The 12,866-nt window shown below is 50.9% G+C and carries 11 protein-coding genes, 1 pseudogene and 1 other annotated feature; of the genes and pseudogenes, 10 read left to right on the forward strand and 2 right to left on the reverse strand.

All coding sequences use genetic code 11. The features are described from left to right. Positions 1-83, reverse strand: a sequence feature (His leader region). Beyond that, positions 59-106 (reverse strand): his operon leader peptide, encoded by a 48-nt coding sequence (gene hisL, locus FDW94_RS04645; RefSeq protein WP_100250077.1) that lies wholly within the window; start codon positions 104-106, stop codon positions 59-61. (Overlaps the previous feature by 25 nt.) Before the next feature lie 174 nt (positions 107-280). Here hisL and FDW94_RS04650 point away from each other — a divergent pair, with 174 nt between their 5' ends. From FDW94_RS04650 to plaP, 3 genes and pseudogenes are all read left to right on the forward strand, one after another. Then, on the forward strand, positions 281-1,105 hold the full coding sequence (locus FDW94_RS04650; protein ID WP_008785162.1) for an SDR family oxidoreductase: 825 nt from the start codon (positions 281-283) through the stop codon (positions 1,103-1,105). 41 nt (positions 1,106-1,146) lie between these two features. Continuing rightward, positions 1,147-2,131 (forward strand): annotated as a pseudogene (locus tag FDW94_RS04655) (LysR family transcriptional regulator). A 214-nt stretch (positions 2,132-2,345) separates the two neighbouring features. Next, on the forward strand, positions 2,346-3,707 hold the full coding sequence (gene plaP / locus FDW94_RS04665) for a putrescine/proton symporter PlaP (RefSeq protein ID WP_003834188.1): 1,362 nt from the start codon (positions 2,346-2,348) through the stop codon (positions 3,705-3,707). A gap of 57 nt (positions 3,708-3,764) precedes the next feature. On the opposite strand, the gene sbcB is transcribed toward plaP, so the two are convergent. Continuing rightward, positions 3,765-5,189 carry an exodeoxyribonuclease I gene (gene sbcB / locus FDW94_RS04670; RefSeq protein WP_137377219.1) on the reverse strand — a complete coding sequence of 475 codons (1,425 nt, stop codon included), beginning with the start codon at positions 5,187-5,189 and terminating at the stop codon, positions 3,765-3,767. A 399-nt stretch (positions 5,190-5,588) separates the two neighbouring features. Between sbcB and phsA the strand changes: the two genes are divergently transcribed. From phsA to FDW94_RS04705, 7 genes are all read left to right on the forward strand, one after another. After that, a complete protein-coding gene (gene phsA / locus FDW94_RS04675) occupies positions 5,589-7,862 on the forward strand; it encodes a thiosulfate reductase PhsA (RefSeq protein WP_137377220.1) in 2,274 nt (757 codons plus the stop codon). Positions 7,863-7,876: 14 nt separating this feature from the next. After that, a complete protein-coding gene (gene phsB, locus FDW94_RS04680) occupies positions 7,877-8,455 on the forward strand; it encodes a thiosulfate reductase electron transport protein PhsB (RefSeq protein WP_003834185.1) in 579 nt (192 codons plus the stop codon). Beyond that, positions 8,452-9,219, forward strand: a complete 768-nt coding sequence (gene phsC, locus FDW94_RS04685) for a thiosulfate reductase cytochrome B subunit (protein ID WP_137377221.1) — start codon at positions 8,452-8,454, stop codon at positions 9,217-9,219. The genes phsB and phsC overlap by 4 nt, the downstream gene beginning before the upstream one ends. Before the next feature lie 139 nt (positions 9,220-9,358). After that, complete coding sequence (gene dacD / locus FDW94_RS04690; RefSeq protein WP_048235085.1) at positions 9,359-10,531, forward strand: serine-type D-Ala-D-Ala carboxypeptidase DacD; 1,173 nt, start codon at positions 9,359-9,361, stop codon at positions 10,529-10,531. 123 nt (positions 10,532-10,654) lie between these two features. Beyond that, the gene (gene sbmC, locus FDW94_RS04695) at positions 10,655-11,122 is read left to right on the forward strand and encodes a DNA gyrase inhibitor SbmC (RefSeq protein WP_137377222.1); all 468 of its coding nucleotides are present in this window, start codon (positions 10,655-10,657) and stop codon (positions 11,120-11,122) included. Between the two features lie 107 nt (positions 11,123-11,229). Then, a complete protein-coding gene (locus FDW94_RS04700; protein ID WP_137377223.1) occupies positions 11,230-12,288 on the forward strand; it encodes an FUSC family protein in 1,059 nt (352 codons plus the stop codon). A gap of 238 nt (positions 12,289-12,526) precedes the next feature. Further along, positions 12,527-12,862, forward strand: a complete 336-nt coding sequence (locus FDW94_RS04705) for a DUF496 family protein (RefSeq protein WP_003834176.1) — start codon at positions 12,527-12,529, stop codon at positions 12,860-12,862. Positions 12,863-12,866: the final 4 nt, after the last annotated feature.

Genomic DNA, 12,866 nt, shown 5'->3' on the forward strand with positions numbered 1-12,866 from the left:
ATACGCTCATGCACCGCTGGAAGATTTAAACGTCTCCCAGCACACATCGCCTGAAAGACTAGTCAGGATGATGGTGATGATGGTGTTTGAATTGAGCGCGTGTCATAAATTTTCTCGATGAATGTTTATTCATTTGATGTCTTTTAACCTAAACCACTTTAGCTACGGAAAGCAAGGGCTTTTTTTGATCATTAATTCATTTCATATTGATACTATGAATTGTCAGCCACCGTGGGCTGGCGTAGCCTTGCGTTATAGGCCAAAAGTCAGGAGAGAAGGCATGAAAAAGGTCGCAATTGTCGGGTTAGGTTGGTTAGGCATGCCGTTAGCCATGTCGCTGGCGGCGAGAGGCTGGCAGGTTACCGGCAGCAAAACCACATTGGATGGGGTGGAAGCGGCCCGCATGAGCGGTATCGAGAGTTACTCGCTGCGCCTGGAACCTGAACTGGTCTGTGAGGCTGACGATCTCGATGCACTGATGGACGCCGATGCGCTGGTTATTACGCTGCCTGCGCGTCGTAGCGGTCCTGGGGAAGCATTTTACTTGCAGGCCATGCAGGAACTGGTCGACAGCGCGCTGGCGTATCGGATCCCACGAATTATTTTTACCAGTTCGACGTCAGTCTATGGTGACGTTCAAGGCACAGTGAAAGAGGGGACGCCGCGTAATCCGGTCACGGCGAGCGGTCGTGTCCTGAAAGAACTTGAAGACTGGTTGCACAATTTGCCAGGCACATCGGTGGATATTTTGCGTCTGGCCGGGTTGGTCGGTCCGGGAAGACATCCTGGTCGCTTCTTCGCTGGCAAGACGGCACCTGACGGACATCATGGCGTCAATCTGGTGCATCTGGACGATGTGGTTTCTGCCATCACGTTACTGCTGCAAGCGCCTAAAGGGGGACACATCTATAATATATGTGCGCCTATGCATCCAGCGCGTAACGTGTTCTATCCGCAGATGGCCCGCCAGTTGGGGATGGAGCCGCCGGAATTTCGCGGCGGTACGGATAACGGTAAAGGTAAAGTCATTGATGGCAACCGTATTTGTAATGAGCTTGGGTTTGAGTACCAGTATCCTGACCCGCTGGTGATGCCGATGGAGTGACAATCCAGCAGAGTGCCGCTGTATACCGCCAGGGGGCGAGTATGAAACCACTGCTGGACGTTCTTATCATCCTCGATGCATTAGAAAAAGAGGGCAGTTTCGCGGCGGCGTCGGCAAAATTGTTTAAGACGCCGTCTGCGCTCAGCTACACCGTCCATAAGCTGGAAAGCGATCTTAATATTCAGCTACTCGATCGCAGCGGACACCGGGCTAAGTTCACCCGCACCGGGCAGATGCTGCTGGAAAAGGGGCGGGAGGTGCTGCACACCGTCCGCGAACTTGAAAAGCAGGCGATTAAACTTCACGAAGGCTGGGAGAATGAACTGGTTATTGGCGTAGATGATACGTTTCCCTTTTCACTGCTGGCCCCACTCATCGAATCTTTCTATCAACACCACAGCGTGACGCGCCTGAAATTTATCAATGGCGTGCTGGGCGGCTCCTGGGATGCTCTCACTCAGGGCCGGGCGGATATTATTGTCGGTGCCATGCACGAACCGCCTGCTGCGAGTGAATTTGGCTTTGCGCGACTCGGGGTTCTGGAACAGGTATTTGTGGTTGCGCCGCATCATCCGCTGGCGCAGGAACAGGAACCGTTAAATCGTCGTACCATTCGCCGTTTTCGCGCCATAGTGGTGGGCGACAATGCGCAGCATGCCAACGTCTCAGGCTCCCAGGTGCTTGACGATCAAGAAGCCATTACCGTTTTTGACTTCAAAACCAAGCTGGAACTGCAAATCAGCGGTTTGGGATGTGGCTATATTCCGCGCTACCTGGCGCAGCGATTTCTGGAGAGCGGCGCACTGATTGAGAAAAAAGTGGTCGCGCAAATGGTCTTTGAACCCGTGTGGATAGGCTGGAATGAACAGACTGCCGGGTTGGCCAGTGCCTGGTGGCGGGATGAAATTTTAGCAAATAGTGCTATTGCGGGGGTGTATGTTAAAACGGCTGCTGACAAATCAATCAGTTAAGAAAAAATATTCTTTTGTGGTCGCTTCAATCTCTTGTTATTTCTCCCCAATTTAGGGCAAAATACGCCGCTTGCAAAAAATGACATTAACCGACGTTTTAATACGCGTCGGTTATTTTTTTGCATCAAACCAATCATTCATAAAAGAGGCCGGGCTTCGTACCGGATAGATACTTACTTAAAAATCGACAGTTGTTGTCGCTGAGGATTAACAAAAAATGGGGCAATTTTTTGCTTACGCGACGGTTTTCGCCGTAATGGGGGATAACCATGTCGCATAACGCTACTCCAAACACCTCTCGCGTGGAATTACGTAAAACGCTTACGCTGGTTCCGGTTGTCATGATGGGCCTTGCCTATATGCAGCCGATGACGCTGTTCGATACATTCGGTATCGTATCAGGAATGACCGATGGTCACGTCCCGACAGCTTACGCCTTTGCACTGATCGCCATCCTCTTTACCGCACTGAGCTACGGTAAACTGGTGCGTCGCTATCCGTCTGCAGGCTCTGCCTACACTTACGCCCAGAAATCCATTAGCCCGACCGTTGGCTTTATGGTGGGTTGGTCATCACTGCTGGACTACCTGTTCGCTCCGATGATCAACATTCTGTTGGCAAAAATTTATTTTGAAGCCCTGGTGCCGTCGATACCGTCATGGATATTCGTGGTGGCGCTGGTGGCCTTTATGACCGCCTTTAACCTGCGCAGCCTTAAATCCGTTGCGAATTTCAACACCGTAATCGTGTTGTTGCAGGTGGTGTTGATTGCAGTGATCCTCGGCATGGTCGTTTATGGCGTGTTCGAAGGGGAAGGTGCTGGTACATTGGCAAGCAGCCGTCCGTTCTGGTCAGGTGATGCACACGTGATCCCGATGATCACGGGCGCTACGATCCTGTGCTTCTCGTTCACCGGTTTTGACGGTATCAGCAACCTGTCAGAAGAAACCAAAGACGCTGAGCGCGTGATCCCGCGTGCGATTTTCCTGACTGCGCTGATTGGTGGCCTGATCTTTATCGTCTCCACCTATCTGTTGCAGCTGTACTTCCCGGATATCTCGCGCTTCAAAGATCCAGACGCTTCACAGCCGGAAATCATGCTGTACGTCGCTGGTAAGTTCTTCCAGGTTGGCGCGCTGATTTTCTCTACCATTACCGTACTGGCGTCCGGTATGGCGGCGCATGCTGGCGTAGCGCGTCTGATGTACGTGATGGGGCGTGACGGCGTGTTCCCGAAAAGTTTCTTCGGTTATGTACACCCGAAATGGCGTACTCCGTCTATGAACATCATTCTGGTTGGTGCGATTGCTCTGCTGGCAATCAACTTCGACCTGGTGATGGCGACGGCGCTGATTAACTTTGGTGCGCTGGTGGCGTTTACCTTCGTTAACCTGTCGGTGATCTCCCAGTTCTGGATCCGTGAGAAGCGTAACAAGACGCTGAAAGACCACTTCCAGTATCTGTTCCTGCCGATGTGCGGTGCGCTGACCGTTGGTGCGCTGTGGGTGAATCTGGAAGAGAGCTCAATGGTTCTGGGTCTGATCTGGGCCGGTATCGGTCTGATTTACCTGGCTTGTGTGACCAAAAGCTTCCGCAACCCGGTGCCGCAGTACGACGAAGATGTCGCGTAATAACAGCATTTAACTAAAAAAAACGGAGACATGTTCTCCGTTTTTTATGTGTGGGATTTATACAATCTCTTCGGCATACTGCCAGAGTGATTTCAGCAGCATCAACTTTTCTTTGTTATCCGCATACTGCTGGCTCAATAACTGCAGTTCATTGGCGTAATTTTGCAAAAACTCCGGTGTGAATACCTGGCGGCGATGGTCCAGCCAGCGTTGCTGTTCTGCTTCGTCCAGCGTTCCCGGGAAGTTACGTGCACGGTAATTAAACAACAGTTTTTCAATGCGCTTATCGACAAAGGAGATATCCAGCGCCGGTAAATTGCGTGGTTCGGTTTCCAGAACGATTTTCATCGCCGCACGGTCAGCATCGCTGAAAAAGCCGTTGTACAGTTGGGCATCCACGTTATCTGACGGTGTAAAGGGTTCCGCATCTGCAAAGATCGCGACCACTTTGTCGCGTATCTGCGGATTTTCACGCAGAACTTTGAGATTATCCAGACAGTGCTGGCGGTTAATGCCAAGACGGTCGGCATCTTCCGGACGCAGGGTATTAGCCTGTGCCAGTACCGGACATTTGTTGATGTGCACCAGTTTAACCGGTACGGCCGGGTTATCACCCAGATCCACTTTAGACGTGTAGAGCTGCTCGCGCAGGGCATCACTGTCGAGTTCGAGCAGCGGCGAAATATCACCGGCTAAGTCGACCATAATAACCGCGTTACGATTCTCCGGATGCCACGCCAACGGCGCTACCCAACTGGTGTTTCCGCGCCATGCGCCGAACATACCAGAGACATGGACCAGCGGCTTCATTTGCGGGACATCAATCAGCGCGGCCAGCTTGTGCTTATTACGATGGCTGTAGAGATAATCAAACAGACGCGGCTGGCGCGACTTCACTAATTGCGCCATTGCGATTGTGGCGTATACGTCCGCCATAGCATCGTGAGCATTGGTATGCTCAATACCGTTGGCTTTGGTCAAATGCTCCAGGCGGAAGCTGGGTAAGCCGTCGTCGTTTTCCGGCCAGTTAATGCCTTCAGGGCGCAGGGCATAGCAGGCGCGCATCACATCCAGCAGATCCCAGCGCGAATTATCGTTCTGCCAGCTCCAGGCATAGGGATCGTAGAAATTGCGATACAGGATGTTGCGCGTCACCTCATCATCGAAGCGCACGTTGTTATAGCCCAGAATACAGGTTTTCGGCACGGTGAACAGGGCGTGGATGCGTGCAGCAAATGCGGCTTCATTCTCTCCCTTTTCTCGTGCTTCCTGCGGTGTGATACCCGTAATCAACACCGCCTCAGGCTGCGGCAGATAATCGTCCGCGGGTTTGCAATAAAAGACTTCTGGTTCACCGATGATGTTGAAATCATTATCTGTGCGGATAGCCGCAAATTGCGCGGGTCTGTCCAGCGCCGGATGGGTACCAAAGGTCTCGTAATCGTGGAAGAGAAAACCAGGTTGCTGCTTGCCGTCATTCATTGTTCAGTTATGTCCGGGATCAATTTAGCGCTGGTTCAAGAATACCAAAAAATAGCGAGATAATCAGCTATGGCATTATCGAAGCTGGATTGTGTACGCAATAAAATTGAGATAAACAGGACATTAATGGAATTAATTAATAAATTCCGCACTGTTAAAATAAATTACGGAAATAAAATATCTTGAGGTTGCGGGTTTGTAAATAATCTAACTGATAACCATTATTGTTATTTCCCTTTTATTTACTGTGTTCTGGAAACTTTAAAAATCTTTTATAAACAATGGTTTTTTATTTATGTCAATTCGCTGTCATGCATTGTAATGAAATGTGATTGATGTAAAAAATAAATAATCCAAACGCCATATAATTATTGGATATATCTAATAACAGGAGGTTATATGAGCATTAGTCGGCGTAATTTTTTGCGAGGAGTGGGTATAGGCTGTTCAGCCTGTGCGATAGGCAGTTTCCCGCCTGGGGCACTGGCGCGAAATTCTCCAGAGAGCATCAAAGGGAAAACATCCCTGACGCCAAGTTTGTGCGAGATGTGTTCTTTTCGCTGCCCAATTCAGGCTCAGGTGATTAATAATAAAACGGTTTTTATTCAGGGAAACCCTAATGCGCCACAGCAGGGGACACGTGTCTGCGCTCGCGGCGGCAGCGGCGTTAGCCTGGTCAACGACCCTCATCGCATTGTTAAACCCATGAAACGCACAGGACCTCGCGGGAGCGGTGACTGGCAGGTTATTAGCTGGGAACAGGCGTATAAAGAAATCGCCGAAAAAATGACGGCAATAAAAACGCAATATGGTCCCCAGGGAGTCGTCTTCTCGTCTAAATCTGGCTCGCTGTCTGGTCATTTATTTCACCTCGCGACGGCTTTCGGGTCACCGAATACCTTTACTCACGCATCAACGTGTCCTGCCGGTAAAGCCATTGCCGCTAAAGTGATGATGGGTGGCGATTTAGCCATGGATATCGCCAATACCCGTTATATGGTCTCTTTTGGCCATAACCTCTATGAAGGGATCGAGGTTGCTGATACGCATGAGCTGATGACCGCGCAGGAGAAGGGGGCGAAGATGGTCAGCTTCGATCCCCGTCTGTCCGTATTCTCCAGCAAGGCGGATGAATGGCATGCGCTCAAGCCGGGCGGCGATTTACCGGTGCTGATGGCCATGTGTCACGTCATGATCAATGAAAATCTGTATGACGCGGACTTTGTTGCGCGCTACACCACGGGGTTTGAGCAACTGGCAGAAGCGGTACAAGAGACCACGCCGGAATGGGCGCAGCAGCTCGCGGATGTGCCTGCTGATGTCATTGTTCGGGTCACCCGCGAAATGGCCGCCTGCGCGCCTCATGCCATCGTCAGTCCGGGCCATCGCGCGACGTTTTCGCAAGAAGAAATTGATATGCGGCGCATGATTTTTACCCTCAATGTGCTGCTTGGCAATATTGAGCGTGAAGGCGGTTTGTATCAGAAAAAAGCGGCGGCAACTTACAATAAGCTGGCTGGAGAGAAGGTCGCTCCGGTGCTGGCAAAACCCGATGTCAAATTACCCAAGCCAACGGCGCAGCGTATCGATCTGGTAGCCCCGCAGTTTAAGTACATCGCGGCGGGCGGTGGTGTGGTGCAAAGCATCATTGATGCTGTGTTAAACCAGGCGCCTTATCCGGTGAAGGGATGGATTATGTCCCGACACAACCCTTTCCAAACCGTAACCTGTCGACCAGATCTGGTCAAAACCGTTGAACAGCTCGACCTTGTGGTCAGTTGTGATGTCTATTTAAGCGAAAGCGCGGCGTATGCCGACTACCTTTTGCCTGAATGTACTTACCTTGAGCGCGATGAAGAAGTTTCAGACATGTCGGGTCTGAATCCAGCCTATGCCCTGCGTCAGCAGGTAGTAGAACCTATTGGTGATGCGCGTCCGAGCTGGCAAATCTGGAAAGAGCTGGCCGTGCAGTTAGGCCTTGGCCAATTCTACCCATGGCAGGATATGCAAACGCGTCAGTTATACCAGCTTAATGGCGATCATGCGCTATCTGCTGAATTGCGTCAGAAAGGGTATCGGGAGTGGGGTGTTCCGTTGCTGCTGCGTGAACCTGAAGCGGTGCGTCAGTTTGTGGAACGCTATCCGGGCGCGGTGGCGGTTGACAGCGACGGTACCTATGGCGAGCAACTGCGCTTTAAATCTCCGTCAGGAAAAATCGAACTCTATTCCGAAGAGCTGGAAACGCTCCTGCCTGGCTACGGTATTCCGCGCGCGCGCAATTTTGCGCTTAAAGGCGACAGTGAACTCTATTTTATCCAGGGAAAAGTGGCGGTTCATACCAACGGTGCGACGCAATACGTGCCACTGCTTAGCGAGTTGATGTGGGATAACGCGGTGTGGATCCACCCGCAAACGGCCCGTGAAAAAGGCATCAAAAGCGGTGATGACATCTGGCTGGAAAATGCGACCGGCAAGGAAAAAGGCAAAGCGCTGGTCACCGCCGGAATTCGGCCCGATACGCTGTTTGTTTATATGGGATTTGGCGCCAAGGCGGGAGCCAAAACCGCAGCGACAACGCACGGCATCCATTGCGGTAATTTGCTTCCGCATGTTACCAGTCCGGTTTCCGGTACGGTGGTCCACACCGCTGGCGTTACGCTTCGTCGGGCATGAGAAAGGAGAACATCATGAATCAATCTACGAACCCTTATGTCATGCTGCATGACGAGAAACGCTGTATCGGCTGTCAGGCATGTACGGTTGCCTGCAAAGTTCTGAATGATGTGCCAGAGGGATTTAGCCGTCTACAGGTGCAGATCCGTTCACCCGAACATGAACCCGAGGTGCTGTCCCACTTCCAGTTTGTTCGCGTTTCCTGTCAGCATTGTGAAGATGCGCCGTGTGTCAGCGTTTGTCCGACCGGTGCATCATTTCGCGACGAAAATGGCATTGTGCAAGTGGATAAGTCTCGCTGTATTGGCTGTGACTACTGCGTTGCCGCTTGTCCGTTCCATGTCCGTTATCTCAATCCGCAAACGGGAATTGCCGACAAATGTAACTTCTGCGCAGATACCCGACTCGAGAGCGGTCAATCGCCCGCCTGCGTTTCCGTTTGTCCGACGGATGCGCTGAAATTTGGTCGTCGTGACGATCCGGAAATTCAGCACTGGATAAATCAAAAAGAGGTTTATCGCCAGCAGGATACGCGTAGCGGTCCGGTGAGTGTTTATCGGCGTAAAGAGATCCATCAGGAGGGTAAAGCATGAATTCTATCTGGGGAGCAGAGCTTAACTATGCGCCGGACTACTGGCCGCTGTGGCTCATTTATGCAGGCGTTGTTGTTGTGCTGATGATTGCGGGCCTGGTTATGCACGCGCTGTTACGTCGGATGCTGGCACCCAAGACGGCAACCGGAGAAGAGCACCGGGATTACCTTTATTCTCTGGCAGTCCGCCGCTGGCACTGGGGTAATGCGCTGCTTTTTATCCTGCTTTTGCTGAGTGGCCTGTTTGGTCACTTCTCTGTCGGACCGGTGGCATTGATGGTGCAGGTACATACCTGGTGCGGTTTCGCCTTGTTGGCCTTCTGGGTTGGTTTTGTGCTAATCAACGCAACCAGCGGCAACGGTTGTCATTACCGGGTGAAGTTTAACGGGTTGATATCACGCTGCTTGTTGCAAACGCGCTTTTATCTGTATGGCATCATGAAGGGTGAATCACACCCGTTTGCCGCAACGGCAGAGAGTAAATTTAACCCGCTACAACAGCTGGCTTATCTGGCCATCATGTATGCGCTGGTTCCGCTGCTAATCATCACCGGGTTGTTATGCCTCTACCCGCAGGTAATAGGGGCAGGGCCTGTGATGCTGGTGCTGCATATGGTGTTGGCGATTGTCGGCTTACTGTTCATCTGTGCACATATTTACCTGTGCACGCTGGGTGACACTCCGGGGCAAATTTTCCGCAGCATGATAGATGGCTATCATCGTCATCGCAGCCATCACGCAGAAACGGCACCGCGCAAAGGGTAACGTCAGACGCGGTCGAATTCTGAAATCCTTTCCTTACAGCAAGAAAATGTGCCTTATGTCACATTTTCTTGCAATTTATCCATGTTTGTTCGCCAGAACTTCCGTAAAAAGAACGGCTATTTCTCCATTTCCTGAGGACATGCTGTTGAAACGCCGTTTGTTTATTGCCGCTTCACTATTTGCGATGAGTTTTTCGCCCGCGTACGCGACCGACGTCGCCAGTTTCGCTCCACAGCCTCCGGCAATTAATGCCGGTGCGTGGGTATTAATGGATTACACCACGGGCCAAATCCTGACAGCCGGAAATGAACACCAGCAGCGCAACCCTGCCAGCCTGACCAAGCTGATGACCGGATATGTTGTCGATCGCGCAATCGACAGCAAGCGTATTAGTCCGACAGATATTGTCACCGTAGGGCGCGATGCCTGGGCGAAAGATAATCCGGTATTCGTCGGTTCATCCTTAATGTTCCTGAAAGAAGGTGATCGCGTTTCTGTGCGCGACCTGAGTCGCGGGCTAATTGTTGATTCCGGTAATGATGCCTGCGTGGCGCTGGCGGATTACATCGCCGGAGGGCAGCCGCAGTTTGTCGCGATGATGAACAGCTATGTGCAAAAGCTGAACTTGCGGGACACGCATTTTGAAACGGTACATGGTCTGGATGCGCCAGGTCAGCACAGCTCAGCATACGATCTGGCCGTGCTGTCGAGAGCTATCATCCATGGAGAGCCGGATTTCTACCATATGTACAGTGAAAAAAGCCTTACCTGGAACGGAATCACGCAGCAAAACCGTAACGGTTTGTTGTGGGATAAAACTATGAACGTCGATGGTCTGAAGACAGGACATACCTCCGGCGCTGGATTCAACCTGATTGCTTCTGCCGTTGATGGGCAGCGCCGCCTGATTGCAGTTGTGATGGGGGCGGAGAGTGCGAAAGGGCGTGAAGACCAGGCGCGAAAACTGCTGCAATGGGGACAACAGAACTTCGATACCGTGCAGGTATTACGTAGCGGTAAGCAGGTTGGTATTGAACGGATCTGGTACGGCGATAAAGAAAAAATTAGCCTTGGCACAGAGCAGGATTTCTGGATGGCCCTGCCTAAAGCCGAAGTCGCTAATATCAAGGCAAAATATGTTCTTGATAAGAAAGAACTGGTTGCCCCCATTGCTGCCCATCAACGTGTGGGGGAAATTGAACTCTACGATCGGGATAAACTGGTGGCGCACTGGCCTCTGGTTACGCTGGAGTCTGTCAACGAAGGCGGCGTCTTCTCGCGTTTGAGCGATTACTTCCACCACAAGGCGTAGTTTTTCCTGATGTGCCTGACTGGCAAGAGTGCGAATCTACTCACATAATAATCACTGATTCCTTGTGGCCGTCATACCTAAAAATTACACTGTATATAAATACAGTGTAATAACGGAGGTTATATGGAGTACGAGATAAAGCAGGTTGAGAAACGCATAATTGCCGGTTTCCATATGGTTGGACCGTGGGAACAAACGGTAAAGCAGGGTTTCGAGCAGTTAATGATGTGGGTCGACGGTAAGCAGATCGTACCGCTGGAATGGATAGCCGTTTATTACGACAATCCTGACGTTGTTCCGGCGGAAAAACTGCGTTGTGATACCGTGGTGTCTGTGCCTGAAGATTTTGAGATCCCAGAAAACAGCGAGGGGGTGATCCAGACCGAACTGGCGGGGGGCGACTATGCTATCGCCGTTGCGCGCGTTGAAAATCATGACTTCGCGACGCCGTGGTATCAGTTCTTTGAGCGCCTGCTGCAGGATTCGACGTATGCGATAGCCGCTAAACCTTGCTTTGAAGTTTATATGAACAATGGCATGGAGGACGGCTACTGGGACATTGAAATGTACGTGCCGGTACAGTCGAAGTAACTGTTTTTGGTGTAAATCAGGATGAATGTCCTGGTCATCAGGGTGATGTTTTCACTCAAAAAACAGGTACAATTCTGTTCTTTGCAATTCCCTGACGGAGTGCATGAGTGCGTGCAGATAAGTCACTGAGTCCTTTTGAAATTCGTTTGTATCGTCATTATCGTGTGGTGCATGGTGTTCGCATTGCGCTGGCGTTTCTTTTTACTTTTCTGTTGGTTCGCCTGTTGAACATTCCTGAAGGTACATGGCCTCTGATTACGTTGGTGGTAATTATGGGGCCTATTTCCTTTTGGGGGAACGTTGTCCCCAGAGCGTTTGAGCGTATTGGCGGGACAATACTGGGTTCGGTACTTGGGCTGGTGGCTCTTCGTCTGGAGCTCTTTTCACTTCCGCTAATGCTGATATGGTGCGCGGTGGCGATGTTTCTCTGCGGCTGGCTGGCACTGGGTAAAAAGCCGTATCAGGCGTTGCTGATTGGTATAACGCTTGCGGTCGTTTTGGGTGCCCCCGCTGGAGATATGAACACAGCGTTATGGCGCGGTGGCGATGTTATTCTGGGTTCATTACTGGCAATGCTGTTTACCGGTATCTGGCCGCAGCGGGCATTTATACACTGGCGAATTCAGCTGGCGCATTGCGTAACGGGGTACAATCGGGTGTATCAGGCTGCGCTATCTCCCAACCTGCTGGAGCAACCGCGACTGGAGAAGCATTTACAACAGCTTTTAAGTGATGTTGTCAAAATGCGTGGGCTCATCGTTCCTGCCAGCAAAGAAACCCGCATTCAAAAATCCATCTTTGAAGCTATTCAGACGGTTAATCGTAACCTGGTCTGCATGCTTGAGCTGCAAATCAATGCGCTCTGGGCCAGCCGTACAAGCCACTTTGTTATGTTGAATGCGCATACTTTGCGTGAAACACAGCTCAGGACACAACAGGCGCTACTGACGATAACCCACGCATTGTATGAAGGTAATCCACAACCGGTGCTTGCCAATACGGAAAAACTCAATGACACCGTGGTGGAGTTACGTCAGCTTATTGCTGAGCATAAGGGCGATAATGTCGCTGAAACGCCCATTCACGGCTACGTTTGGCTAAATATGGAAATGGCGCGACAGCTGGAGTTGCTCTCTCATTTGATCTGTCGCGCGCTGCGCAAATAAAGAGCAGATGAGGGGATTGGTTCTACTGCTGCTTCGATTCAGCAACGATTAGAGGTATGATACTGAAAAAGGCTAAAACCATTGGTAACTGCAATGGCTTTACCCTCGATAATTCAGGTTTCAACCATGCATGGTCGATGCAGATGCAACTTGAAGTATGGCGGGCATGAAAGTAATGTTGACCCACTTTAGCCGTTGTTTTAACGAATCCGAATCTCACATTATCAGGGGTGTAAAAATGGAAACTACCAAGCCTTCTTTCCAGGACGTGCTGGAATTTGTTCGTCTGTTCCGTCGTAAAAACAAACTGCAACGTGAAATCCAGGACGTTGAGAAAAAGATCCGTGACAACCAGAAACGTGTTCTGCTGCTGGACAACCTGAGCGACTACATCAAGCCTGGAATGAGCGTGGAAGCGATTCAGGGCATTATCGCCAGCATGAAAAGCGATTATGAAGATCGTGTTGATGATTACATCATCAAAAACGCTGAGATCTCTAAAGAGCGCCGCGACATCTCTAAAAAGCTGAAAGCGATGGGCGAAGTGAAAAACGGCGAAGCGAAAGCCGAGTAACGAT

The organism is Citrobacter sp. wls757 (genome assembly GCF_005280935.1).
GTDB lineage: Bacteria > Pseudomonadota > Gammaproteobacteria > Enterobacterales > Enterobacteriaceae > Citrobacter > Citrobacter portucalensis.

Coding starts and splice junctions, on each gene's coding strand:
- FDW94_RS04650 (WP_008785162.1), top strand. CDS start 281: ATGAAAAAGGTCGCAATTGTCGGGTTAGGTTGGTTAGGCATGCCGTTA.
- plaP (WP_003834188.1), top strand. CDS start 2,346: ATGTCGCATAACGCTACTCCAAACACCTCTCGCGTGGAATTACGTAAA.
- sbcB (WP_137377219.1), bottom strand. CDS start 5,189: ATGAATGACGGCAAGCAGCAACCTGGTTTTCTCTTCCACGATTACGAG.
- phsA (WP_137377220.1), top strand. CDS start 5,589: ATGAGCATTAGTCGGCGTAATTTTTTGCGAGGAGTGGGTATAGGCTGT.
- phsB (WP_003834185.1), top strand. CDS start 7,877: ATGAATCAATCTACGAACCCTTATGTCATGCTGCATGACGAGAAACGC.
- phsC (WP_137377221.1), top strand. CDS start 8,452: ATGAATTCTATCTGGGGAGCAGAGCTTAACTATGCGCCGGACTACTGG.
- dacD (WP_048235085.1), top strand. CDS start 9,359: ATGCTGTTGAAACGCCGTTTGTTTATTGCCGCTTCACTATTTGCGATG.
- sbmC (WP_137377222.1), top strand. CDS start 10,655: ATGGAGTACGAGATAAAGCAGGTTGAGAAACGCATAATTGCCGGTTTC.
- FDW94_RS04705 (WP_003834176.1), top strand. CDS start 12,527: ATGGAAACTACCAAGCCTTCTTTCCAGGACGTGCTGGAATTTGTTCGT.